Raw genomic sequence first — 25,227 nt, 5'->3', positions numbered from 1 at the left:
TTTGAGGATTTTTTTTGCGTTTTTTTTATAAAAAGGCACTTTTTACAACACAATTTTAAGTATTTGTTGTACTTCTCTTTTTTATGTACAATAGTAGTTTTGACGAACTTATATTTTTTTGGAAAGCTTTATCTTTGCAAAAAATTTCATACCATGAACAAAAAAGTAATTTTAATGATTTTAGACGGTTGGGGAAAATCTCCTGACCCGAAAGTTTCTGCAATTGATAATGCAAATGTTCCGTTTATAAATAGTCTCTATACAAAATACCCTAGCGCTCAACTTAGAACAGATGGGTTAAATGTTGGTTTGCCCGAAGGACAAATGGGAAACAGTGAAGTAGGACATATGAATCTTGGGGCAGGTAGAATTGTGTACCAAGATTTAGCCAAAATTAATCTAGCTGTAGCTCATAAAACTTTTGCCAAAGAACAAGTTTTAATTGATGCTTTCACTTATGCTAAAGAAAACAATAAAAAAGTACATTTTTTAGGGTTAGTTTCAGACGGTGGTGTTCACTCACATACTTCTCACTTGCGTGGATTAATTGATGCTTCTCAAGAATATGGATTGAGTAAAGTTTACATTCATGCATTTACTGATGGTCGTGATGTTGATCCAAAATCTGGGAAAGGGTATATTCAAGATTTACAAAATTACATCCAAAATACTCCTGTAAAAATAGCGTCTATTATTGGTCGATATTATGCAATGGATCGTGATAAGCGTTGGGAACGTGTTAAACTTGCTTATGATTTACTAGTAAACGGAACAGGAGCCAAAGCTTTAGACCCAGTTGCTGCTGTTAATGCAAGTTATCAAGCAGATGTTACAGATGAATTTATTGCACCTGTAGCAATAGTGGACAGTAATAATGAACCAATTGCGACTATTCAAGAAGATGATGTTGTTATTTTCTTCAACTTCAGAACGGACAGAGGACGTGAATTGACCGAAGCATTATCACAACAAGATTTCCACGAGCAAAACATGCATAAATTGGATTTGTATTATGTGACACTTACTAATTATGATGAAACATACAAAAATGTAAAAGTGGTTTATAACAAAGACAACATCACCGAAACATTGGGTGAAGTTTTGGAAAAAGCCAACAAAAAACAAATTCGTATCGCTGAAACAGAGAAATATCCTCACGTAACATTCTTCTTTTCTGGAGGAAGAGAATTACCTTTTGAAGGAGAAACTCGACTTTTAAGAAACTCTCCAAAGGTTGCCACTTATGATTTACAGCCAGAGATGAGCGCCTTTGAATTAAAAGATGCTTTGGTTCCTGAATTAAATAAAGGGGAAGTTGATTTTGTATGTTTAAATTTTGCAAATGGAGACATGGTTGGACATACAGGAGTTATGAGTGCCGCCATAAAAGCTTGTGAAGCTGTTGATGCTTGCGTAAAAGAAGTTATAGAAGCAGCTCTTGCTAATGATTATACAACGATTGTTATTGCTGACCACGGTAACTGCGAAACAATGATTAATCCTGATGGTTCTCCAAATACAGCGCACACTACAAACCCGGTGCCGATTATTCTTGTGGATAAAGATTTAAAAAACATTCAAGATGGAGTTTTAGGGGATATTGCACCTACGATTCTTGCTTTGATGGGAATCGAGCAGCCGGCAGCTATGACTTGTCATTCGTTGTTGTAAAAAACATTAAATGTTGATATATAAAAAGAGACCTAATTTTTAAAAATTGGTCTCTTTTTTGTTTTTTAGAAAATGGAAAATTAATATCATTCGAAAGTTTTATTAAGATCTAATTTAGAAAACTCAAATCACTTCCGCTGGCTAATTCTTCAGGTAATTGATTTTGTCTAAAAAGACGAGCTTGTAAATTTCCTTTTAGGGTAATTTTTGCTCCCTTTACATCCAGCCAACTTCCTTCTCTTAATCCTAAAACTGGTAAAGTGTTGAATGCATGAAATTCTTTGATTCTTGTTTCTCTTGTTTCACCCATATGTTTGGATTGGTCGTCTGGATCTAAATAATGAGGATTCAAATTGAAAGGGATCAATCCTAAAGTTTGAAAACTAGGAGGATAAATAATAGGCATATCGTTTGTCGTTTGCATCGTTAATCCACAAATGTTACTTCCCGCACTGGTTCCTAAATATGGAATTCCATTTTTAACAGTATCCGCAAGAATATTCATGAGGTCGTTTTTGTACAATTGGGTAACAAGCAAGAATGTGTTTCCTCCGCCTGTAAAAACACCTTCGGCTTTTTGTATGGCTTCTTTTGGATTCTCAAATTCATGAACACCTTTTACGACTATGTTTATTTTGGCGAAAGCTGTAGCGACTTTAGAAGTGTATTCATCATGTGATATACCGCTTGGTCTTGCAAATGGGATAAATAGAATTGTTTTACAACCCTTGAAATGCGATTGTAACTCTGGTAATAAGTACTCTAGATATTCTCCTTCGTGCAATGTTGAAGTGCTGGCAATAATGCAGTTTTTCATTTTATATGCTGTGTAAAAGTTTGGTGTAAAGGTATAAAATGATTGTTTTTTAAAGTACTGAAGACAGCTTTTAATTAACAAACTTTTACCAACTTATTAGTAATTAATTTGGATAGGATTAAGATACTTTTACATTTCGCAAATGAAGTTTTTTTCAGTCCAAAAAAATAAAACCAGTTTTATGTGTCAAAATTGGAATGTTTTCAATACTTAGTTTCTGAGATTAATTAGTTTTTTTAAATCAATTCTCAAATTGCTCGTGAAGAATAATTTTACTTTTTTACTTATTTTCTTTTTTTTAACACATTTTGCCGTCGCACAAGAAGGTGTCGAAAAATGGATAAAAGGGCAAGTAAGCTCGGATGGAATTCCGTTGGAAGGAATCAATATTACCAATGCAACTACCAAAGTAATGGTTGTATCGGATTCCTATGGTGCTTTTACGATTCTGGTAAAAGTGGGGGATATCTTGAATTTTTCAGCTGTTAATTATGAAGATTTAAGGAAGTATATAAATATCCAAGAATTTAAAATGGGCAATATTGTTGTCGATTTAACTCCCAAAAGTATCGAATTGAAAGAGGTAATTATTAATGAACATTCAGAAATAAGTGCCGAAAATCTTGGAATAATTCCTCGTGATCAGGTCAAACTAACATCTCAAGAAAGAAAACTTCAAACAGCAGGTGATTTCAAACCAGTGCATTTATTGGGATTGTTAGGTGGAATGTTGGCCGTTGACCCTATTTTGAATGCAATAAACGGCAGGACTGCAATGCTCAAAAAAACAGTAACTGTAGAGAAAAAAGAGTTTTTGATGGCCAAAATGGAGGTGTTATTTGAAGATAAATATTATATAGAGACCCTAAAAATACCTGAAGAATACATCAAGGGATTTCAATATTATTGTATAGAAGACCAAGATTTCGCGAGGTCTTTAAAGGATAAAAATAAGACCATGAGCATGTTTTTAATTGTTGGTTTGGCTTCCAGCTTTAATAAGAATAGACAAAGTGATGTCGAGAACCATTAGCCATAAATTTTAATTTTATTTATTTCCTGTGAAGAATAGTTTAATAGTATTGTTTGTTTTGTTAGGTCAAAATCAGTTATTGACCGCGCAAACGAATGTGGAAAAAATCATAATAGGAACAGTTGCATCCAATACTAAAAACTTGGAAGGGATTAGTGTTATCAATTGTATGAATAAAATGATGGCAGTAACCGATAAAGAGGGTTGTTTTTCTATACAGGCAAAAGAAGGAGATATTTTGAATTTCTCAGGAATTGATTATAAATATTTGAAAAAATACGTAAACAAATATGAATATAAGTCAGGGATAATGGAGATTGACATGGTTTTTAATGCTGTTGAATTGGATGAGGTGATCATTAATAAAGATGCCAACATATCGGCTGAAAATTTAAGGATAATTCCTCGTGGACAAGTCAAATTCACACCACAAGAGCGAAGATTGTATTCTAATTCTGGAGGTATTCAGGGTTTGTTTAGTGCTATTTCAGGAGAAAAAGAAATGCTTAAAATGAATGTTGAAATTGAAAAGAAAGAATTGTTGTTGAAAAAACTTGACTATCTTTTTGGAAATAAATATTATACTAAAACTTTAAAGATACCTGAAGAACTCATTAGGGGATTTCAGTATTATTGTGTTGAGGATAAACGATTCGTTGAATCCTTAAGTCTTAAAGATAAAACGATGAGTATGTTTCTAATGACAAATCTCGCTATTGGATATAATCAAAAAAGGGTAAGTAAAGAATAATTGATTGTTGAATTGTTGTGTTTTTAATGATGGCAATGTTTATTAGTGCCGATTCAAGAATCTTATTTTTAAATAAAATTGATAACCAAAATCTAAATATTCTTTAGGAAGAAATTATAAAAAAAATAACAACTGTTGATATCATTAAGATTAAAATAAAGTTGTAATTTTAATAGGCGTAAAGGTTTCATTTTGAGACTGAAACTGCTTTTTTGAGTTGCTAATCTTTATTTAATTGCTAAATGAAAACAATAGTAGGAATCTTGATTTTGTTTTTGAGTTGTCAGCTTAGTTTTGGACAAGTATTGACACGAAAAACAGTGCATGGGAAAGTGGTAAACGATTCTATTGTAATAGAAAGTGGCTTGGTTTTCAATTTAAATGCAAAAACGGGAGCTGTTATTGATAACAAAGGGTTTTTTAGTGTTTTGGCCAAAGTAAATGATACTTTGGTTTTCTCCAGTTTAGGATTTAAAAGTAAAAAAGTAGTGCTTACCCAAACAGATATCAATTCTTCCTTTTTTAGAATAAAATTGAATGCTATTGCCAATCAATTGTTGGCGGTTGTCGTATATGCCAAGAATGGACCGCATCCCGAATTTGGAAATACCCAAAAAATTGTGGACACACAATATTACGATGATAAGCAATCTTCACCCGACAATATTTTGATGATGCCTACTGGAACAGGAGATCCAAACGCTATGGATTGTATTCGTGTCTATAATATGATTTTCAAAAACTTATTTAAAAACAATCCGGAAAAAACTGATTTGATTTCGGATGTAGAGTTTAGAACGGTTGCCATGCAAAGTGTTAATTATTCTTTTTTTACTGATAAATTAAAATTGAAAGATGATCAGGTAGGTTTGTTTTTGTTGTTTTGTGAAAATGACCCTAAGTCTAAAACTTTTGTCAATACTACAAGCCAGGAATTTGAAATCATGGATTTTTTGGTTACAAAAAACAGTGAATTCAAAAATATTGCTACTTTTGAAAAATGAAAAAAGGAATAGTTCTTGGTCTTTTATTATTTTTAGCATTTTCGATAAGCAGTTTTGGTGTCCATAAATTTTACATGGCCATTTACCAAATCAATTACGCACCCGAAAAGAAAATGCTTCAAGTTACTTCTCGCATATTTGTTGATGATCTTGATAGAGCCTTGGAGAAAAAACACAACAAAAAGTTTTTTTTGGGAACTGATAAGGAAACTGTCGAATCAATAGATCTTTTAAAAAAATACCTAAACGAAAACTTCACAATCAAAATCAACGGACAATCCAAAAGTATAAATTTTTTGAGCAAAGAAATGGATGGTGACGTGTTGGTTTGCTATTCAAATGTTAAAGACATTTCGAAAATAAATACTATCGAAATTTATAATTCGATTTTGATTGATTGTTTTGCTGAACAACAAAATATAATTCACGTGACTGCATTTGATACTAAGAAAAGTTTTCTTTTTACCGAGAGTTCTACAAAACAAGTGTTAAAATATTAATGGATTACGGCAATTATATTTAAAATTGTTATTTTCACCACCTAAAACAAATTAAAAGCTAGTTCATGAGAAAATTTTCACTTTTATTTATTCTCCCAACAATTTTATTGGCTCAGGAAAAAGCAGTGACACCAACTGTGAAGCAACCGGGCAAATATGACACCAATAAATTCAGTCAAATGTATGATTTGTTGGCAACTCCAAATATGTTTCGTACTGCAGCAGGAGCGCCAGGTCCAGCTTATTATCAACAGCAGGCCGATTATAAAATTGATGTCGAACTAGATGATAAAAATGCTAAATTAAGTGGTTCTGAAACGATTACTTATTATAATAATTCACCAGATAATTTAGAATATCTGTGGGTGCAAATGGATCAAAACCAAGCTGCAAAAAACTCCCAGTCTCCATTAGTTGAAAATGAAAAAGTAGAGGCTGTTTTGCCTGTAAATAAATTTGCCAACGAATATTTGAAAGAAGGATTGGATCGTGGTTTTAACATTGAATATGTAAAAGACGCTAAAGGAAATCCATTATCTTATACGGTTAATCAAACAATGATGCGTATTAACTTGGTTACACCAATGAAGCCAGGAACCAGCATGACTTTTTCAATAAAATGGTGGTATAACATCAATAATTATCAGCAAGATGGAGGTCGTTCAGGTTATGAACTTTTCGAAAAAGAAGGTAATAGATTATATGTAATAGCGCAATTTTATCCAAGAATGGCGGTTTACAATGATGTTGAAGGATGGCAAAATATGCAATTTTGGGGAGGTGGAGAATTTGCTTTGCCATTTGGAAATTTTGATGTAAGTATTACGGTTCCTGCGGATCATGTTGTTGATGCAACGGGGGAATTAACGAACAGAAGCGAAGTGTTTACACCAGAACAAGTAAAAAGATATCAATTGGCTCAAAAATCATTTGATAAACCAGTTGTTATTGTAACTCAAGCTGAAGCCGAAGCTGCTGAAAAAGGATTTTCTGATAAAAAGAAAACATGGAAATTCAGTGCCAAAAACGTTAGAGATTTTGGAATAGCTACTTCAAGAAAATTTATTTATGATGCGATGGCTGTTCAATTGAGCGGTAAAGTTGTTATGGCCGAATCTCTTTATCCAAAAGAAGCCAATCCGCTTTGGGGAGAAACATCAACAATGATGGTTGCACATACCTTAAAAAGCTATTCTTCTCATACTTTTGATTATCCTTATCCTAAGGCAGTGTCAGTTTCTGCAGAAGATCAAGGGATGGAATATCCTATGATTTGTTGGAATTTTGGTCGTCCAGATGCAAATGGCGTGACTAGTGAACAAATTAAAAACGGAATGATAGGAGTGGTGATTCACGAAGTGGGTCATAATTTTTTTCCTATGATTGTCAATTCTGATGAGCGTCAATGGACTTGGATGGATGAAGGATTAAACTCTTTTATGGAATTTATGGCAGAACAAGAATTAGGAACCAATTTTCCATCAAGACGTGGACCGGCCAAGAATATAGTTCCTTACATGAGTGGTGATCAAAAAATGTTGGAGCCTATTATGTCAAATTCCGAAAGTATCATTCAGTTTGGAAACAATGCTTACGGGAAACCAGCAACAGGTCTTAATATACTTAGAGAGACAATCATGGGACGCGAGTTGTTTGATTATGCATTCAAAGTATATGCAAACAGATGGAAATTTAAACACCCAACTCCAGAAGATTTTTTCAGAACGATGGAAGATGCTTCTGCTGTTGATTTGGATTGGTTTTTTAGAGGTTGGTTTTATTCTACAGATTTCGTGGACATAGGAATCAACGATGTAAAACAATATTATGTAACTGAAACTCCAACTGTGGCTTTGAAAGACGCAAAAGTTAGAAAAGGACGTAGCGGAATTGATAAAGGACCATTTGTGTACTTAATTGCAGGAGATAACCCAGAATTGAACCCAGCTTCAAAGAAGCCTTTGCAAATTGATGAAGTAAGTACTCTTTCAGAATACGTAAATCAAAAACTTACTGCTGAAGAAAAAGCAACTTTGAAAAATCCAAAATATTTCTATGAAGTAGAGTTCAATAAGCCAGGAGGAATGCCAATGCCAATTATTGTTCAAATTACTTATGAAGACGGAACAATGGATAATTACAAATATCCAGCTCAAATTTGGAGAAAAAGTAATGAAACAGCCAAGAAAGTGTACGCCACAAACAAAGCCATCAAACAAATACTAATCGATCCAAAATTAGAAACTGCCGATATTGATGTGACTAACAATTCATGGCCGAAAGTGGAAACAAAATCAAAATTTGATTAAAAAAGAATAAGAAACTAAGTTACTAAGATGCTAAGTTGGTAAGATTTTTAAAAGCGGAATAAAGCTTTATAGTCTTAGGAACTTAGCATCTTTTTTATGACAATTTTAAAACACAAAGTTTTAAATTTTAATATCTTTGCTCATTAAATACAAAAATTATGTTTGGAATAGGAGGAGGCGAATTAGTTTTTATCATGTTTATCGTATTGATGCTTTTTGGATCCGATAAAGTGCCTGAGATGGCTAGAACGATGGGAAAAGCAATGGCACAGCTTAAAAACGCAACTAACGATATCAAAAGTGAAATTCAAAAAGGTGCAGAAGCTAATGGTTTTGACCAAAATACCTTTAACGATTTAACAGGTGGTATCAATTCTGAAATCAATAAAGTCAAAACAAATCTTTTGGGAGATACATCCAATACTTTAAATGGTATTACCGATACATTCAGCACTGAAGTTAACAAGACAAAAGACAGTGTGCTAAGTGGTGCTACAAATCCTGATGGAACAACCGTTTTAGATGATCTGACTGGACCTATAAAACGACAAATGTAATGCTTGAAAAAATACTCGCCCTAGATACCCAATTATTAATTTATCTCAATGGTTTAGGCTCCGAGACTTATGATGGGCTTTGGCTTATTATAACCAAACAAGTCAATTGGATTCCCTTTTTTTTGCTGTTATTTTATCTCATTTATAAAAAATTAGGAATAAAACAAACAGGGTTTTTATTGCTTTTTGTAGTTTTTTTGGTGTTGACTACAGACCAAATTACCAATTTCTTCAAATATACGTTTCAAAGGCCAAGACCTTGCAATAATCTTGAAATTAATACGATTATTCGAGTTGTTCAAGTTCGTAAATCTTTTAGTTTTTTCTCGGGACATGCTGCCAATACTATGGCTGTCGCAACCTTTTTATATTTTATTTTCAAGAAAGAATTCAAGTATTTCGGATTACTTTTTTTATGGCCGTTAATCTTTGCGTACAGTCGTATTTATTTAGGACTGCATTATCCGTTAGATATTCTTTCAGGTTATTTATGTGGACTAATAACTGGTTATTTGATGTATAAAGTATACCAATGGGGGATTAAGAGAATGGAGATTTAAGATTTCAGAAGGCAGGAAGTAGAAAGCTGAAAAAAAAGTACAGTTAGCATAAAAAAACCATTCGTTTACGAATGGTTTTTTTATGAATCTGCAATCTATAATTAAATCACTCTGCTCACGGTCAATCCATCGCGAATAGGTAATAAAACCGTTTCTACCCTTGGATCGTCTTTAAGCAATTGATTGTATTCTACTAGTATTTTGGTGCTGATGTCATTTGGATGTATTGGTTCCAGAACTTTACCGCTCCACAACACATTATCGGATAAAATGATGCCGCCTTTATTCATTTTTGGAAGTATCATTTCAAAATAATTTAAGTAATTTTCCTTATCGGCATCAATGAAAACCAAATCAAATTTCAAATCCAGATTTGGGATAATATCAACGGCCTCACCCAAATGTTGTACAATTTGCCCACCCCAAGGCGATTTGTCAAAATGTTTGCGTTGGAAATCAACCAATTCTTCCTTGATGTCAATCGTGTGTAGTTGCCCGTTTTTCTGCATGCCTTCACACAAACACAAAGCTGAATAACCTGTATAAGTACCAATTTCAAGAATGTTTACAGGTCTGATTAATTTGGAAAGCATACTTAAAACACGTCCTTGAAAATGACCGCTCAGCATTCGTGGCAATAGTATTTTTTGATAGGTCTCCTTATTTAGTGCTGCCAGTAATTCCGGTTCTTTTTCAGAATGTTGCTCAATATAATCTTCTAAATCTTTGGAAATGAAATGCATTTTGTGAGTTATTGAAATTTGGCGTAAAGTTATTCATTTAAGATTTATAAAGTAGGAGTTGTATTTGATTTTCTGAATTTATTGGTGAATTAGATTTGAATTAAAAGAATTTGAAAAGCATTTTAAGAAACTACTATAAAAATTAAAATCCTAATGTTCTATTAGGATTTGGGGTTTAAAGTAAGCACTGAAATTATAATTTATGTAAGTTAAAATGAATTACGAATTCATCTTTTACTTTTATAATACCTCCCATTTTAGTTGGTGGTTCAAGTGCAATGTCTGAAAATTTTACTGCAACAGTTCCTTCAAGTGACTCTTTGGTATTTTTTAAAGCTAAGTTTTGGTACGAAAGGGTTTTGTCTGTTATGCGAAAATTCAAATTGCATTTGTAATTGGTTCCAGAAGACTTTATGTTGGTAATGGTGACCGTACTTTTGGGAAATTTGGTTGCCTTAACAGTGGTTTTAAGATCTTTGTTCATAATTCTGTTACCGCACTCAAAATTCCCCATAGGAATTTCTGATTTTAAACCGTTTTTAGTATTTGAGCTTAAAAAAATGGTATCCCTAAAAGAAAGTGAACTGGCACAATTGTATTTTCCAACGGTTGAATTCCCTAAGATTTCTAGTTCCAGTTTGTTGATGATTATGATGTTTGGGTCTGTGTCAAATAAAGGAATGGGTTTAGCATTTCCTAATAAAAAGAAAAGTGCCAAACCCATAACTATAATTGCTATTTTTTGTTTCATATTAGAAAGAAATGGCTGCTTCAAACATAATTCCTTCAAAACTACCTCCATATAAGTCGTTTAAACTGTTGCCACTAGTTTGGGAGTAGTCCGAATAATTTTGATTTGTGTAGGCTAATTTAGCAACAATATTTTTAGTCATAAACCAGCCAGCTGAAGCTTCGAATCTATCAACGTTAACTTTTTGAGTTTGACTGGCTAGTTCTCCTGATACTATATTATATCTTGCCCCTACAAAGAATTTTTCAGCATCACCAAATCTATAAATTAAATCAGCTGCATATTGATCTACGCTACGGGATTCATCAGTTCCTTTTTTATCTCCGCCACTAGTGAATTCCAAAGTTCCAAAGAACTCCAATCCTCTGTATTTGACAAACGGATTAATCATGAATGCTGTGTACCAGTTTGCATACCCAGGACTGAATCTACCAGTAGAAGCATTGGCAGTAGGGTCAAAGTTGTTTGCAACAGGAGTAGCATTATATGTGTAAGCTTGGTGAGACATAACACCAAAATAACGGCTACCGGCTCTGTCTGAACCCCATGGGTTTGCACTCATATTGGCGTTGTGGTTGTAAGACCCGGTGATTCTTATTCTCAGATCTTCATTCAATTGCTTGTCATAACCCAATTTGGCTAAAATGGTTGGGCTTACAGTGGTGTTTGGATCTGGAGCAGATGTAGTTGGATCGGATGCGACAAATTCTGCTACACCTTGGTTTAATTTACCATTAGTGATTCCAATCATACTAACCAATCCTTCTCTATTGTAGTAGATTTCCATTCCCATTTCAGTTTCGAAAGAATCCATAATATTGGCTTCAATGAAAGGATTTAGAAGTGCATTTCCATTGTCTGTTCTTCTAAAGTGGGAATCACCGTAGTTGTTTTCCATCTGACCCACTTTAATGGTGGTATATTTCATGATGCCAGCCAAGAAATCTTTTTTGATGAAATCAAGCTTGTCAATTTGTAAATAACCACCTTTAACCCAAGTTTCATTATGGTGTCTTGAAGAAAGATAAATATCCAAATTCACGCGTACTCCATCTGCCAACTGGGCACCAAAAACTAAATTGGCTGCTGGTAAATTGAAGTTGTTCTGTAGATTGTTTAGTCTGTAACCTCCAGTACCCGCATTTCCAGAAATTAGAGCTCCGTTCGGAGCGGTATATGTACCTTCTCTTTGATCATTGAATGAATTTAATCCTTGGAATTGCAATGCCAGAGCACCACCTAAATCTACACTTATACCTTCATAGGGAACGTCATTTTTCTGAACATCAAATACATTTAATCCTTCTTTGCTTCGCGGGATTTGGTTTTGTATTTTTCCGAAGGATACTTGAGCGTCAACTGCGGCAAATGATAATATGCCTACTATTGTTAATACAGTTTTTTTCATGGGTTAGTTATTTAAAGTTAAGATTAAATTTTATTGTTAAATCTTCTCCGGTTTTTATTGTGCCAAGCATAGCAGTCGGTGATTTCATGCCAAACTCTTTGAATGTTATTTTATCTGATCCTTGTAGATTAACAATACCATTGGTAACTGATATTTTAGCTTGGGTTTTGTGTTCTTTGCTTACCCCAGCTATAGTGTAAGTTCCTGTAAGATTCCAAGTGGTTTCGTTTACTTTTTCTGCAGATTTTAAAACATATAAAATATTTTTGTGTTTGTCTGTTTTTAAAGTTTCGTAAGCAATTTTATCCATTTTAGTTTTCTCGCTTTTGAGAGTTTCAGCCATAAGCGTGATTTTAATACTGGTGATATCTGTCAATTTATTGTCGGTTACTGTTAAGTTTGCAGTTCCAATCTTCGAGCCAGATTTCATTTCCCAATCGTGCATTGTTGAGGTGCCAAATACTGCAAAATTTGTTTTGACGTCCAACGTATAGTTTTTTTGGGCATTTGCAGATAATGCAATTGCAAAGAATGCAAATGTTGCGGTAATTTTTTTAAGAAGTGTTTTCATGACTTTTTTATAGATTAGTTAGTAATTATGCTTGAAAAAAAATAGTTTTTTAATCGATTTGTCTTTAAAATTCAATTTAACTTGAATGAAATATATGAGTCAACATTAAATTAAGGATGTAATCTTGTTAATGAAAATACAGAAACAAATGTTTTTAGATGTTTTTATATTCTTAGAATAACGACTGTTTCCTTTTTTTGAAAATAAAACCTTTTGTTTTCTTTAAAAGAATAAAAAAAGTTAGATACTGTTTTTAAATTATTTGTTTGTTTAAAATGCGATTATGCTGAATCTTTTGGGGCGATTTAACGTATTTCTTTGTTCTTCTGTGTTTTGTAAAATTTACCAAAATTCCTTTTTGGTCAGAGTTTCATTTTAATTAATTAAAAAAGTATGCTTTTTGTTTTTGGGTTAAGACAAATTTAATAAAACAAAAGTTATAAAAAAAGATATGATTCTAAATTAATCACTTATTTTCCAATGTTTTAACAGTTTTTCGTTCTTTTTTATTGGCCTGAATAATTGGGTTTATCTTCCTGTTCCTTGAATTCATAAGGCTTTATGCCACTTTAAAAGACTTTTGAATTCATTGACTGATTTGAAAAAATATTCTGATTTTTTGATTGTTTTTGAAATATTTTTTAAAAACTGACTAGAAACACAAATTTGTGGGCTTATAGTTCTTAGAAATACAGTTTCAGTTTGCTACTATTAAAAGTGAATTTTATAGCAAATACTGGAAATTGTTTGCCCCTCAGTTTTATAAAAAAAAACAGGTAATTTGGAATGTTTAGGTACTGTTTTAAAATAAAAAAGTCCTAATAAAACGAATGTTTTGATTAGGAGCTTGGTAATGAAACAAGAAGTGAAATTATAATTTATGCAAGTTGAAATGAATCATAAATTCATCTTTGACTTTTATGATACCTCCCATTTTGGTTGGTGGTTCAAGGGCAATGTCCGAAAAAGTTACGGCCATGCTTCCCTCAAGAGATTCTTTGGTGTTTCGTAAAATTAAGTTTTGGTAAGAAAGAGTTTTGTCAGTTATGCGAAAATTCAAACTGCATTTGTAATTGGTTCCAAAAGGTTTTATGTTGGTAATAATGACAGTGCTTTTTGGGAATTTGTTAGCTTTAACAGTGGTTTTAAGGTCTTTGTTCATAATTCTGTTGCCACATTCGAAATTGCCCATTGAAATTTCAGACTTTAAACTGTTTTTAATGTTTGAGTTTAAATAAATGGTGTCTCTGTAAGAAAGTGAGTTGGAGCAAGTGTATTTTCCAACTGTGGAATTTCCCAGAATTTCTATTTCCAACCCGTCGATGATGATGGTGTTAGGTTCAATCAATAAAGAAATGGGTTTAGCACTTCCTAATAAAAAGAGAAGTACTAAACCCAAAACTGTAATTGATATTCTTTGAATCATATTAGAATGAAATCGTTGCTTCAAATACTAGACCATTAAATTTACCACCGTAAAAGTTGTTTAAATTTGCTCCAGTAAATTGTGCGTGATCTTCATAGTTTTGGCTAACATAATTTAATTTAGTTAAGATGTTTTTAGTCATAAACCAACCAGCACTTGCTTCAAATTTATTGACAGTATCTTTTCCATCTAAATCAGCATTTGATTGTTTTCCAGATACAGTATTGTATTTCCCTCCAACATAGAATTGCTCTGATTGTCCAAATCTGTAGATAACTTCTGCAGCATATTGGTCAGCAGTACGTTTGTCACGTGAAGCGGCGCTATCTCCTCCTGAAGCTAATTCGATAGTTCCAAAGAATTCAAGACCTTTGTATTTTACGAATGGGTTAAACATGTAAGAAGTAGCCCAGCCTTTGAAACCAGGGTTGAATGTTCCTTCTGGTGTAGAAGCTGCATTGAAACTTGCAGGAACAGTAGCAGTACCATTTTGATAAGCATTATTGTTCAATACGTTCCAATAACCGAATCCTGATCTAGAACTAGAGTATAAGTTTGCGTTACCTAAGTTGGCACTATGGTAGTAAGAGCCTGTAAGTCTTACTCTCAAATCTTTGTTAAGTTGTTTGTCATAACCAAATTTAGCTAAGATTGAAGGGCTAACTGCTTTAGTCACCTCTGCATTACTTTGATTTAAATTTCCATTTGTAGCACCTATCATACTTACCCATCCGTTTCTTTGGTAGTAAACTTCCATTCCCATTTCAGTACCGAATGAATTCATAATGTTATTTCCAACAAACGCATTTCTAATAGTGTTACCATTATCAGAACTTCTAAAGTGAGCATCACCGAAGTTGTTCTCCATTTGTCCGATTTTAATAGTAGTGTATTTCATAACATCAGCAAGGAAGTCTTTTTTGATGAAGTCTAACTTGTCAATTTGTAAATATCCACCTTTTACATAAGTATTAGAGTGGTGTCTTGAAGCTAAATAAATATCTAGATTTACTCTTACACCGTCAAATAATTGTGCTGTAATAGTCATGTCTGCAGAAGGAAGTGAGAAATTGTTTTCGGCATTATTTAGTCTATATCCAGAAATACTTCCAATATTTGCAGGTTGGTCATTGAACGAGTTTGTCATGTGGTAATCCATATTGAAAGCACCACCTAGGCCAACGCTGATTCCATTGAATTCCTTGTCATTCTTTTGTACATCAAAAACGTTAATTCCGTCTTTACCTCTTGAAATTTCGTTTTGCATTTGCCCAAATGATACTTGAGCGTTTGCTGCAGCCATTGATAATAATCCTGCAACTAAGAAATATATTTTTCTCATGATTAATAGTATTTAATTAAAATTTAAATTGAATTTTATTGTTAATTCTTCACCAGTTTTTATTGCTCCAAACATGGCAGTTGGAGATTTCATGCCAAATTCTGTAAATGTAATTTTGTTAGAACCTTGGATGTTAACCACTCCATTTACTACAGAGGTTTTTACTTGAGTTTTAAGCACTTTTGAAACTCCTGCAATAGTATATGTACCGGTAAGATTCCAAGTGGTTTCGTTTACTTTTTCTGCAGATTTTAAAACATATTTCATGTTTTTGAATTTGTCAGTTTTTAAAGTTTCGTAAGCTACTTTATCCATGCTCTTTTTATCGCTTTTAATGTTTTCGGCAGGAAGAGTGATATCGATACTATTAATGTCAGCTAATTTTGAATCGGTAACCGTAAGATTGGCTGTTCCAGTTTTTGAAGGTGATTTCATTTCCCAATCATGCATTGTTGAGGTTCCAAATACTGAAAAACTTGTTTTTGCATCTAAATTGTAACCTTTTTGAGCGTTTGTAGCTATACTAACAGCGAACAAAGCCATTGAGATGATAATTGTTTTGATTTTTGATTTCATAAACTTTTTTTTAATAATTAATTGTATTCAAGAATTAGAAAAGCTGTTAAGATTTTACTTTATGGAAGTTTTAATCTTGTTATTTGCTTTATCTGATACAAAAGTAGAGTGGAATTCGAAGTATGGATATGATATAAATCATGTTAATAAAAATATAAAATTTGTATATTTTTTAAAAAATCATGGCAGTTATTAACTATATCGTTGTTTTTTTAATTTTTGACAAAATTGTTGTTCAATAAAAAACGACTTTAATATCTCATTGTCTGTAGTTTAAGTGTGATTAATTAGAATCCTTATAAAAGACGATTCTGTCTCTTTTTTACTGTTTTATTTTTTATTTTTTTTATCATTTTAGATCAAAATCATGTTGTATTTCTTGTTATTATTTTTGGTTTCCAAAAAAAAGAGTTTTAAAAAGTGTTAAATAATTTTAGAAATTCTGCTTTTTAGTTAAATCAGATAAGATTCAAAATAATTGAATAGAGTTTTTTTGATTGGATCGCGAATGGATAAAAATTATTGTCTGAATAATGGAGCTATTTGTTAGATTTGAAAGTTGTTTTAAAGTCATAAATATTTAAAATTGTTCTATCAAAACAACATTTACACAAATTGTCACTAAATTTGCGCCATGCAAATTGAGAAAAAAGACATACGGGCATTGTCCAAAGACCAACTGAGAGATTTTTTTGTAACCAATGGAGATAAAGCTTTCAGAGGCAATCAAGTCTATGAATGGTTGTGGAGTAAAGGAGCTCATAGTTTTGATGATATGACCAATGTGGCCAAAAGTACCCGTGCTATGCTGGAAGATAATTTTGTTATCAATCACATAAAAGTGGATACAATGCAGCGCAGTGAAGACGGTACAGTTAAAAATGCCGTTCGTCTGCATGACGGATTGGTGGTGGAAAGTGTTTTGATTCCAACGCAAACCAGAACGACTGCTTGTGTATCGAGTCAGGTGGGTTGCAGTTTGGATTGTAATTTTTGTGCTACTGCACGATTGAAACGTATGCGTAACCTAGAGCCTGCCGAAATTTACGATCAAGTAATAGCGATTGATAGAGAAAGCAGATTGTATCACAATCATCCGTTGTCGAATATAGTTTTTATGGGAATGGGTGAGCCACTTATGAACTATAATAATGTTTTGAAAGCGATTGAAATGATAACCTCTCCTGAAGGATTAGGGATGTCTCCAAAAAGAATTATGGTTTCGACTTCTGGGATTCCTAAAATGATAAAAAAATTAGCCGATGATGATGTGAAATTCAAATTGGCGGTTTCGTTACACTCCGCTATTGATGAAATTCGATCACGAATAATGCCGTTTAGTGAAAATTTTCCTTTGGCAGATCTGCGTGAAGCCTTAGAATATTGGTACCGAAAAACAAAGTGCAAAGTGTCCTATGAATATGTAGTTTGGAAAGGAATCAATGATGATAAAGCTTCGATTGACGCATTGGTGAAGTTCTGTAAATACGTTCCTTGTAAAGTGAATCTTATTGAATACAATCCAATAGACGACGGAGAATTTCAACAAGCTTCAGAAGAATCTATAAATGCCTATATAAAAGCATTGGAAAACACCGGAATTGTTGTAAAAGTAAGAAGAAGCCGAGGTAAGGATATTGATGCAGCTTGTGGGCAATTAGCCAATAAAGAAGCTTAAATATAAAACTATGAGAAATAAAAAAAGCATTAAAAACAACCGTTAAGTTTGTTTTTAATGCTTTTTTATTTCTATGAAAGTTGTTGTTTTATTTTTTTAATTCTATCGAAGTAGTTACGCCATCAACAGTTACTGAGGCAAGATTGTCGCATTCGCCAGTTCCATAATCGACCAATGTTTCTACGCCATTTTTAACTTTTGAAACAATACCGGAAACAGGGAATGGTTTTTTGCAGGCCATTTCATAACGTAATGGTGTTGTAATTGTACTTGAGCTTGTATCACCATTTGGCCAGGCTGTGGTTTCGCTTCCTGTTACCAAGAATACATTATCGCTCCAGTCGCCTTTTGTGTCATAACCTTCTACCATTTCTTTTACTCTGTTTCCTGTTCTAGTATAAACTGATCCATCTTCAAAAGTTATTGTCATGTCAACAGTATGAGTGAATACAGGATGCACAGCGGCAAGTAATTCGGTGCTTTTAAGAGTTCTTATAATGGTTTTGCTGCCTTGAATTTTGTTTCCGTTGTGGAAAAATTGATCAAAAGAATAAGTAATCGTTTGCTCTGGAGTCATAAAATTTCCTGAAAAAGAAAGAGTAATTTTTCCTTTTAGAACATTTCCGTTTTCAAGAGTACAGCCTTCAGTTCCAAAATCAATTGTACCTGTAAATGTTCCGTCTACAAATGTCCATGTTGTAACAGCACATGATGGTAAAAAACTTTTTACAGTTTCTGATTTACCAGTGGCACTACTTTGTTTCATAGAAAATTGATCTTCCGCTATATTTGAAATGTCTTCAATGGAAGCATCAATTTTAGAATCGGTAGCGACTTGACTGGTTGGAGAAGTAGGATTCATGTTATCCGCACCATCACTGTTGTCTGAATTGTCACAACTAATAAATAAGGCTATTGCTATGAATGAAGCAATGAAAAAAATCTTTGTTTTCATAATTAATAGATTTAAGGTTTATTATAAAATGTTTAATTTTCAAAAAAAAGTTAAGCCTAAAGACTTTATTTTTTTTTGAAAATAATAATAGAACAATTCCTTTTAGGGGGAATCAATATTTTTTAGGTTTTTTTTGAGTAGAATTATTTGTGTTTCAGTAATGGAGTATACTATAAAACACTATTTTTATAAAGTTATAATCATACTTAAAATCGTTTTGCAAGAATAAAAGGATCAATGAATATAATTACTAGTATAAAATTACAAAATAATTAATTACACTTAACATATTATGATTAACGTTTTTTTATTTAAAATAGTATATTTGACATCTAAATGAATATTACTACACAAATAAAGCAGCCAATAGTTTATGAAATGGAACTTTTTGAAAAAAAGTTCTACGAATCGATGACCTCTAAAGTGGCGCTTTTAAATCGTATCACATATTATATTGTCAACAGAAAAGGAAAGCAAATGAGACCTATGTTTGTTTTCTTGATGGCCAAAATGGTATCCAAAGGCGAGGTGAACGAGAGAACGTATAGAGGAGCTTGTGTAATTGAGTTAATTCATACTGCAACATTGGTACACGACGATGTGGTGGATGATAGTAATAGACGTAGAGGTTTTTTCTCCATTAATGCACTTTGGAAAAATAAAATTGCCGTTTTGGTGGGAGATTATTTGTTATCCAAGGGATTGTTGCTTTCTATCGATAATGGTGATTTTGATTTATTAAAAATCATTTCTGTTGCTGTTCGAGAAATGAGCGAAGGTGAGTTACTTCAAATAGAAAAGGCCAGAAGACTCGATATTACCGAAGCAGTTTATTACGAAATTATTCGAAAAAAGACTGCTACACTTATTGCGGCCTGCTGTGCTCTTGGTGCTAGATCGGTTGTTGAGAATGAGATTCAGGTAGAGAACATGAGAAAGTTTGGAGAACTTATCGGAATGGCTTTCCAAATTAAAGATGATTTATTCGATTATTCTGAAGAAGCTATTGGGAAACCAACAGGAATCGATATCAAAGAACAAAAAATGACTTTACCATTAATTCACGTTCTTAATAATTGTACACCAAAAGAAAAAAGTTGGCTTATCAACTCGATTAAAAACCACAATAAGGATAAAAAAAGAGTTAAAGAAGTGATTGCTTTTGTAAAAGATAATCATGGTTTGACTTATGCCGAAAATAAAATGGTGGAATTTCAGCAGGAAGCACTACAACTGCTGAACGAATATCCTCAATCTGATTATAAAGATGCACTCATTCTAATGGTAAACTACGTTATCGAAAGAAAGAAGTAACTTTTAAGTTTAAAAAAATCAGTTTTTTGCAATTTTAAATATTTGATAAATAGCTATTTGGGATATTTGTCTAAATAAATTGTACTTTTATTTTGACTTTTTTAAAATTCCATACAACCTTTTTGCATTAATTCTCGTCTATACTTATAGAACCACTTTTTAAACCACTTTGAAAGTAATTAATTTACATCAGGATGAAAATGAAATAATTGCATTGGCTGTCAAAAACAATCGACAAGCTCAACAATGCATTTATTCCAAATATTCTCCAAAGATGCTAAGTGTTTGTCGGCAATACATTAAAGATTTGCAATTGGCAGAAGATGTCATGATTACAGCTTTCATGAAAGTCTTTGTCAATTTAGATCGATTTGAAAATAAAGGGAGCTTTGAAGGTTGGATTAGGAGAACGATAATTAATGAATGCATTTCATTTATTAGGGTTCAAAAAAAGGTACATTTTATAGAAGACTCTGTAGGTTTTGAAGAAATTGACAGTGAAGCCGATATTCAGTTTTCTATAGAAGATATTCAAAGTTTAATAGATAGTTTGCCGGATGGTTATAAAATCGTCTTTAATTTATTCGTTATAGAAGGTTATAAGCACAAAGAAATTGCAAGTATGTTGGGTATTAATGAAGGTACTTCCAAATCACAATTTGCTCATGCCCGAAGAATTTTGAAGAATCAAATAAGTATTTTGAAGAATAAGGAGAAGTATTCTTGAGTAAAAAATAATATGATGAAAAAGAGTGTTATAGAAAATCAATTTAAAGAAAAGATTAGCGCAAGGGAGATTACCCCTTCCAAAGCTTCTTGGGATCGATTGGATGCTATGCTTACTGTTGCCGAAAAACCAAAACGCAACTTTAAGTGGATGTATATTGCAGCGAGTTTTTTTGGGTTTTTGTTGATAGGAACTTTGTATTTTAATCAAAATAAAAAGGAAACTATAATTACGAATGATGATGCAATTGTAGTTAATGAACCTAAAATTATACCTGAATTAAAAGTAACGCCTGCAAAAATAAATTTGACAAAAAAAGAAGAAGAAATAAAAGCCAAGGAAGTTCAATTAGCATCAATAGAAACAAAACCTAAGGTTAATCCAGATAGTGTTTTGTTTAATGAAATAGAAAATAAAGTTGCAGAAAAAGAAATTGTTCAAGAACAACAAATACCAATAATCAATCAAAAAGCGGAACAGAAAATAGTTCCAACTAAACCAAAGTATGTTAATGCTGACGAGCTATTAGCATCGGTGGATAATGCTTCTCTAAAAAAGAGCTCTGCAGTAGCCAAGACCAATGTCAAAGTTAATTCGAATGAATTGCTTACTCAAGTTGACGGTGAATTAGATCTTACTTTTAGAGAAAAAGCTATTAAAACTGTAAATCAAAATTTTAAAGCAGCCAAATTAGCTTTGAGCAACCGCAATTCAGAATAAATCATCAATCACATTTAAAAACAAACAAACATGAGGAATTTTAAAATTTACTTAGTAGTATTTATATGCCTTTTCGGAAGCAAAATACGAGCTCAAGAATCATTTGAAGGAAAGGCAAAAGACATCGCTTCAAAGATTGAAACCATTGTAAAAGAAGAAAAAGAAGAATTGAAAGTCGAAGTTGAAGCTGTAAATGAGGAACTAGCTCAAGGCAAATTAACGAATGATGAGGCTGATCAGAAAAAGAAAGCTTTGTCAGAAGCCCGTGCAAAAATAATTGAGGAGAAAGTAGCAAAAGCAGAAGAAGAACTGCATGTGTTAGTTCAGGATAAAGTAGATGGAAAGATTAAAAACGTAGATACTTCAAAAACAATAACTGTTCATATTGATAAAGATTTTTTTTCTTATAAGAGGTGTTCGAATGGTGAAAAAAGAACGACTTCTCAGTTTGTATTCGCATTTGGGGCGAATAATTTAGTAACGAATCAACAAGTTGCCCATTCGGATTTTAAATATTGGAAATCTCACTTTTATGAGTGGGGATTGACCTACAATACAAGGATTCTAAAAGAAGATAATCTGCTACATTTTAAATATGGAGTGTCTTTGATGTATAACAATCTGCGAGCAACCGATGATCGTTATTTTGTGAAAAACGGGGCGCAAACTGATTTGGTCACTAGTATAGTTCATTTAGACGAATCCCGATTTAGAAACGTATATATCATGATGCCACTGCATTTAGAGTTTGATTTCACTAAGAAAGAAATACGTGATGATGTTAATTATTTTAGAACACATAAAAGTGCAAGAATTGGAATAGGTGGATATGCTGGGTTTAGAGTGAAGTCAAAACAAATTCTTTGCTTTGATGATGCTAGCGGAAATGATGTGGAACAAAAAACGAAAGGCAACTATAACGTAAATGATTTCAATTATGGATTAAGTACGTATGTTGGATATAAATCAACGAGTATATATTTGAAATATGATTTACAGCCTTTATTTGAAGATAACTCTGTTGACCAAAATAATATTTCGTTAGGACTTCGTTTCGATTTTAATTAATTAGTTAAGTTGTTTAGAGTGAAAAAGTGTTTCAGAGATGGAGCACTTTTTTTATTTTGAATTATAAAGTTTGATTTGTGTATTTTTGTAACTGTTCGAATTTTCGAAAGGATTACTATTAAATATTCTTATAAGTTTTGATATCACAAGCAACCATAGATACTGTTTTTGAAACCGCTCGAGTAGAGGAGGTTATTGGCGATTTTGTACAATTAAAAAGAGCAGGAAGTAATTTCAAAGGGCTGAGTCCATTTTCGGATGAACGTTCCCCTTCCTTTATGGTTTCGCCTGCAAAAGGAATTTGGAAAGATTTTAGTTCTGGGAAGGGAGGAAATTCAGTTGCTTTCCTGATGGAGCATTCGCATTTCACTTATCCGGAAGCCATTCGTTATTTGGCCAAAAAATACAATATAGAGATTGAAGAGACAGAACAATCTGAAGAGGAGAAATTAAATACAGATGTTCGTGAAAGTATGTATTTGGTTTCTGAATTTGCCAAAACTTATTTTCATACTACACTTTTAAACTCAGAAGAGGGAAAAGCCATTGGACTTTCCTATTTTAAAGAGCGTGGTTTTACCAATGAAACTATCAAGAAATTTGCTTTGGGATATTCGCCAGAAACCTGGGATGCTTTTACCAAAGAAGCGCTAGGAAAAGGATATAAAATGGAGTTTCTTGAAAGTACAGGACTGACTATAGCCAGAGAAGATCGCCCTTTTGATCGATTCAAAGGTAGAGTGATGTTTCCTATCCAAAGTATGTCTGGAAGGGTTCTTGGTTTTGGAGGTCGAATTTTGACTAATGATAAAAAAGCAGCCAAATATTTAAATTCCCCAGAGAGTGATCTTTACCATAAAAGTAAAGTGCTGTATGGTATTTTTCAAGCGAAACAATCAATAGCGAAACTAAATAATTGTTTTTTGGTAGAAGGTTACACTGATGTTATACAGTTCAATCAAGCGGGTATTGAAAATGTTGTTGCCTCTTCGGGAACTGCTCTTACACCGGATCAAATACGATTAATCAATAGATTGACCAAAAACATTACCGTTCTGTTTGATGGTGATGCTGCAGGACTCCGTGCTTCTGTTCGTGGAATCGATTTAATTCTCGAAGAAGGAATGAACGTAAAAGTTTGCGCGTTTCCTGATGGGGAAGATCCTGATAGTTTTGCCAGAAAAACTTCATATGAAGATCTAGTTGCCTATTTAGAGAATAATGCCAAGGATTTTATTCAGTTCAAAGCATCTCTTTTGATGAATGATGCCAAAAATGATCCCGTTAAGAAAGCCGATTTGATTCGGGATATGGTTAGCAGTATTTCTAAAATTCCTGACAGGATTCAACGTGAAATTTACATACAGGAATGTTCTAGAATTATGGATATTTCCGAGCAGGTTTTGACAAGTACTTTGGCACAATTGGTTCAAAAAGATGTTACCGAAGTAGGGAAAAAAGCAAAACAGGAGCAAAAGGCTTTTGAAATTGTAAAAAATGAAAATCCTGTTCAAGCTGCAAAAGTTGATGTGCTGTATCGTTTAGAGCGTAAAATAATTGAGATTCTTTTGTTGTATGGAAATAAAACAGAAGAGTTTGAGGATGTTTATTTGAGGACAAATGAATCGGGTGAAATCGAAAATGTAACCGAAAAGAAAGAATATAAAGTTTATCAAAGGATTTATTTGAGTTTGCAAGAAGATGAGGTGGAATTAGCCAATCCTTTATTTCGTGATATTTTTAATGACTTAATTCAATATTTTCTGCAGAATGAAAATTTAGAATTTGAAAAGTATTTGATGCATTTAAATTCCGACTTTGCCCAAGAAGTAACTGATATTTTGATGGAAGATGAGCGATTGGTATTGCATAATTGGGAAGGACAAAACATCATTCCTAAAACGAAAAATGAAACTATCAGTCAATATGTGTCTGAAACTATCTTGACGATGCGCTGGTATTTGGTAGACAAAATTATAGAGGAATTAAAAAACTCTGTATCAAATGAACCGGGTTCAGATAATACAGAGTCTATGTCTATGGCGATGGACTACTATAAACTAATTAATTCTTTTTCGAAAAAATTAGGAAGAGTCATGTCACGATACAGTTAAACGATCTCTAAAGTTTTAGCTTTGTTTACTAAATCTACTAGATTTGTAACGTTTAATTTAGTTAATAATCGTAATTTGTAAGTACTGATTGTTTTTTCATTAAGGGATAAAATCTCAGCGATTTCGTGGTTTTTCTTACCGTCACTTAAATAACGCAATACTTCAACTTCACGATTAGAAAGTTTTCTGTATAAACGCTCGCTTTTGCTTTGTTTTGCAATCAAAGCAATGTTTTTCATCACTGTTTCATTCATGATGATTTTTCCTTGGTTCACTTTGATGATCGATTGACCTAAAGTTTCCAGTTTTTCAGTTTTGTGGACAAATCCAGAAACTCCTGCTTTAATAGCATTTGGAGCATAGATTTGCTCTGAAAGTCCGCTGTAAAAGACAATTTTAGTTTTTGGGAAATTTTTCAAAACCGATTTGATTTCGAAAATACTCGATAACCCTTCAAGTTCTAGGTCCAATACAAGAACATCTATTTCTTTGGTAAGAAGGATGTCTTTTACCATTGCAAAATTACCAACGTTGGCTACGATAGAAATGTCTGAATGGTCTTTGAAGTACGACTTTATTCCAAAATGTACTACAGGATAGTTATCTGCTAAACAAACTTTAATCATGGTATT

At 32.8% G+C, this 25,227-nt stretch carries 24 protein-coding genes; 14 read left to right on the top strand and 10 right to left on the bottom strand.

The window, feature by feature from the left end; all coding sequences use genetic code 11:
• Positions 1 to 153 precede the first annotated feature (153 nt).
• Entirely contained in the window at positions 154 to 1,671 is a 1,518-nt protein-coding gene (gpmI, locus tag J2W95_RS03655) for a 2,3-bisphosphoglycerate-independent phosphoglycerate mutase (RefSeq protein WP_310004053.1), read from the top strand.
• A 109-nt stretch (positions 1,672 to 1,780) separates the two neighbouring features.
• Here gpmI and pepE read toward each other — a convergent pair whose 3' ends face one another.
• On the bottom strand, positions 1,781 to 2,488 hold the full coding sequence (gene pepE, locus J2W95_RS03650; protein ID WP_310004051.1) for a dipeptidase PepE: 708 nt from the start codon (positions 2,486 to 2,488) through the stop codon (positions 1,781 to 1,783).
• A gap of 259 nt (positions 2,489 to 2,747) precedes the next feature.
• On the opposite strand from pepE, the gene J2W95_RS03645 reads away from it, so the two are divergent.
• The 7 genes from J2W95_RS03645 (at position 2,748) to J2W95_RS03615 (ending at position 9,202) form a co-directional block, all read left to right on the top strand.
• Positions 2,748 to 3,521 carry a carboxypeptidase-like regulatory domain-containing protein gene (locus J2W95_RS03645; RefSeq protein ID WP_310004049.1) on the top strand — a complete coding sequence of 258 codons (774 nt, stop codon included), beginning with the start codon at positions 2,748 to 2,750 and terminating at the stop codon, positions 3,519 to 3,521.
• A 28-nt stretch (positions 3,522 to 3,549) separates the two neighbouring features.
• Positions 3,550 to 4,272 (top strand): hypothetical protein, encoded by a 723-nt coding sequence (locus J2W95_RS03640; RefSeq protein WP_310004047.1) that lies wholly within the window; start codon positions 3,550 to 3,552, stop codon positions 4,270 to 4,272.
• A gap of 242 nt (positions 4,273 to 4,514) precedes the next feature.
• A complete protein-coding gene (locus J2W95_RS03635) occupies positions 4,515 to 5,276 on the top strand; it encodes a BamP family beta-barrel-assembly machinery protein (RefSeq protein WP_310004045.1) in 762 nt (253 codons plus the stop codon).
• Positions 5,273 to 5,776 carry a DUF6702 family protein gene (locus J2W95_RS03630; protein WP_310004043.1) on the top strand — a complete coding sequence of 168 codons (504 nt, stop codon included), beginning with the start codon at positions 5,273 to 5,275 and terminating at the stop codon, positions 5,774 to 5,776. Before J2W95_RS03635 ends, J2W95_RS03630 begins: the two co-directional genes overlap by 4 nt.
• 65 nt (positions 5,777 to 5,841) lie before the next feature.
• The gene (locus tag J2W95_RS03625) at positions 5,842 to 8,085 is read left to right on the top strand and encodes a M1 family metallopeptidase (protein ID WP_310004041.1); all 2,244 of its coding nucleotides are present in this window, start codon (positions 5,842 to 5,844) and stop codon (positions 8,083 to 8,085) included.
• Positions 8,086 to 8,243: 158 nt separating this feature from the next.
• On the top strand, positions 8,244 to 8,642 hold the full coding sequence (locus J2W95_RS03620) for a twin-arginine translocase TatA/TatE family subunit (RefSeq protein WP_310004039.1): 399 nt from the start codon (positions 8,244 to 8,246) through the stop codon (positions 8,640 to 8,642).
• Complete coding sequence (locus J2W95_RS03615) at positions 8,642 to 9,202, top strand: phosphatase PAP2 family protein (protein ID WP_310004037.1); 561 nt, start codon at positions 8,642 to 8,644, stop codon at positions 9,200 to 9,202. Before J2W95_RS03620 ends, J2W95_RS03615 begins: the two co-directional genes overlap by 1 nt.
• Positions 9,203 to 9,303: 101 nt before the next feature.
• Here the strand turns inward: J2W95_RS03615 and J2W95_RS03610 are convergent, their stop codons facing one another.
• The 7 genes from J2W95_RS03610 to J2W95_RS03580 all read right to left on the bottom strand — a co-directional run bounded on the left by J2W95_RS03610 (position 9,304) and on the right by J2W95_RS03580 (position 16,019).
• A complete protein-coding gene (locus tag J2W95_RS03610; RefSeq protein ID WP_310004035.1) occupies positions 9,304 to 9,945 on the bottom strand; it encodes an O-methyltransferase in 642 nt (213 codons plus the stop codon).
• 193 nt (positions 9,946 to 10,138) lie between these two features.
• Complete coding sequence (locus J2W95_RS03605; RefSeq protein ID WP_310004033.1) at positions 10,139 to 10,696, bottom strand: hypothetical protein; 558 nt, start codon at positions 10,694 to 10,696, stop codon at positions 10,139 to 10,141.
• 1 nt (position 10,697) lies between these two features.
• Complete coding sequence (locus tag J2W95_RS03600) at positions 10,698 to 12,104, bottom strand: hypothetical protein (protein WP_310004031.1); 1,407 nt, start codon at positions 12,102 to 12,104, stop codon at positions 10,698 to 10,700.
• A gap of 7 nt (positions 12,105 to 12,111) precedes the next feature.
• Positions 12,112 to 12,675: a YceI family protein gene (locus tag J2W95_RS03595; protein WP_310004029.1), complete on the bottom strand. Its 564-nt coding sequence runs from the start codon at positions 12,673 to 12,675 to the stop codon at positions 12,112 to 12,114.
• An 871-nt stretch (positions 12,676 to 13,546) separates the two neighbouring features.
• Positions 13,547 to 14,101 (bottom strand): hypothetical protein, encoded by a 555-nt coding sequence (locus J2W95_RS03590; RefSeq protein WP_310004026.1) that lies wholly within the window; start codon positions 14,099 to 14,101, stop codon positions 13,547 to 13,549.
• A 1-nt stretch (position 14,102) separates the two neighbouring features.
• A complete protein-coding gene (locus J2W95_RS03585) occupies positions 14,103 to 15,443 on the bottom strand; it encodes a hypothetical protein (protein WP_310004024.1) in 1,341 nt (446 codons plus the stop codon).
• Between the two features lie 12 nt (positions 15,444 to 15,455).
• The gene (locus J2W95_RS03580) at positions 15,456 to 16,019 is read right to left on the bottom strand and encodes a YceI family protein (protein WP_310004022.1); all 564 of its coding nucleotides are present in this window, start codon (positions 16,017 to 16,019) and stop codon (positions 15,456 to 15,458) included.
• A 634-nt stretch (positions 16,020 to 16,653) separates the two neighbouring features.
• Between J2W95_RS03580 and rlmN the strand changes: the two genes are divergently transcribed.
• Positions 16,654 to 17,697 (top strand): dual-specificity RNA methyltransferase RlmN, encoded by a 1,044-nt coding sequence (gene rlmN, locus J2W95_RS03575; protein WP_310004020.1) that lies wholly within the window; start codon positions 16,654 to 16,656, stop codon positions 17,695 to 17,697.
• A gap of 88 nt (positions 17,698 to 17,785) precedes the next feature.
• Here the strand turns inward: rlmN and J2W95_RS03570 are convergent, their stop codons facing one another.
• On the bottom strand, positions 17,786 to 18,652 hold the full coding sequence (locus J2W95_RS03570) for a hypothetical protein (RefSeq protein WP_310004018.1): 867 nt from the start codon (positions 18,650 to 18,652) through the stop codon (positions 17,786 to 17,788).
• Positions 18,653 to 18,988: 336 nt separating this feature from the next.
• On the opposite strand from J2W95_RS03570, the gene J2W95_RS03565 reads away from it, so the two are divergent.
• The 5 genes from J2W95_RS03565 (at position 18,989) to dnaG (ending at position 24,595) form a co-directional block, all read left to right on the top strand.
• Positions 18,989 to 19,966 (top strand): polyprenyl synthetase family protein, encoded by a 978-nt coding sequence (locus J2W95_RS03565; protein ID WP_310004017.1) that lies wholly within the window; start codon positions 18,989 to 18,991, stop codon positions 19,964 to 19,966.
• Positions 19,967 to 20,135: 169 nt separating this feature from the next.
• Entirely contained in the window at positions 20,136 to 20,693 is a 558-nt protein-coding gene (locus J2W95_RS03560) for an RNA polymerase sigma factor (protein WP_310004015.1), read from the top strand.
• Positions 20,694 to 20,708: 15 nt separating this feature from the next.
• The gene (locus tag J2W95_RS03555; protein ID WP_310004013.1) at positions 20,709 to 21,413 is read left to right on the top strand and encodes a hypothetical protein; all 705 of its coding nucleotides are present in this window, start codon (positions 20,709 to 20,711) and stop codon (positions 21,411 to 21,413) included.
• A gap of 30 nt (positions 21,414 to 21,443) precedes the next feature.
• Positions 21,444 to 22,481, top strand: coding sequence for a hypothetical protein (locus J2W95_RS03550; RefSeq protein WP_310004011.1), 1,038 nt, complete (start codon positions 21,444 to 21,446; stop codon positions 22,479 to 22,481).
• A gap of 137 nt (positions 22,482 to 22,618) precedes the next feature.
• Entirely contained in the window at positions 22,619 to 24,595 is a 1,977-nt protein-coding gene (gene dnaG / locus J2W95_RS03545; RefSeq protein ID WP_310004008.1) for a DNA primase, read from the top strand.
• On the opposite strand, the gene J2W95_RS03540 is transcribed toward dnaG, so the two are convergent.
• Complete coding sequence (locus J2W95_RS03540) at positions 24,592 to 25,221, bottom strand: response regulator transcription factor (RefSeq protein ID WP_035636740.1); 630 nt, start codon at positions 25,219 to 25,221, stop codon at positions 24,592 to 24,594. The genes dnaG and J2W95_RS03540 overlap by 4 nt on opposite strands.
• Positions 25,222 to 25,227 lie beyond the last annotated feature (6 nt).

This window comes from Flavobacterium granuli (assembly GCF_031456055.1).
Taxonomy (GTDB): domain Bacteria; phylum Bacteroidota; class Bacteroidia; order Flavobacteriales; family Flavobacteriaceae; genus Flavobacterium; species Flavobacterium granuli_A.
This window is presented reverse-complemented; position numbering and strand designations above follow the sequence as displayed.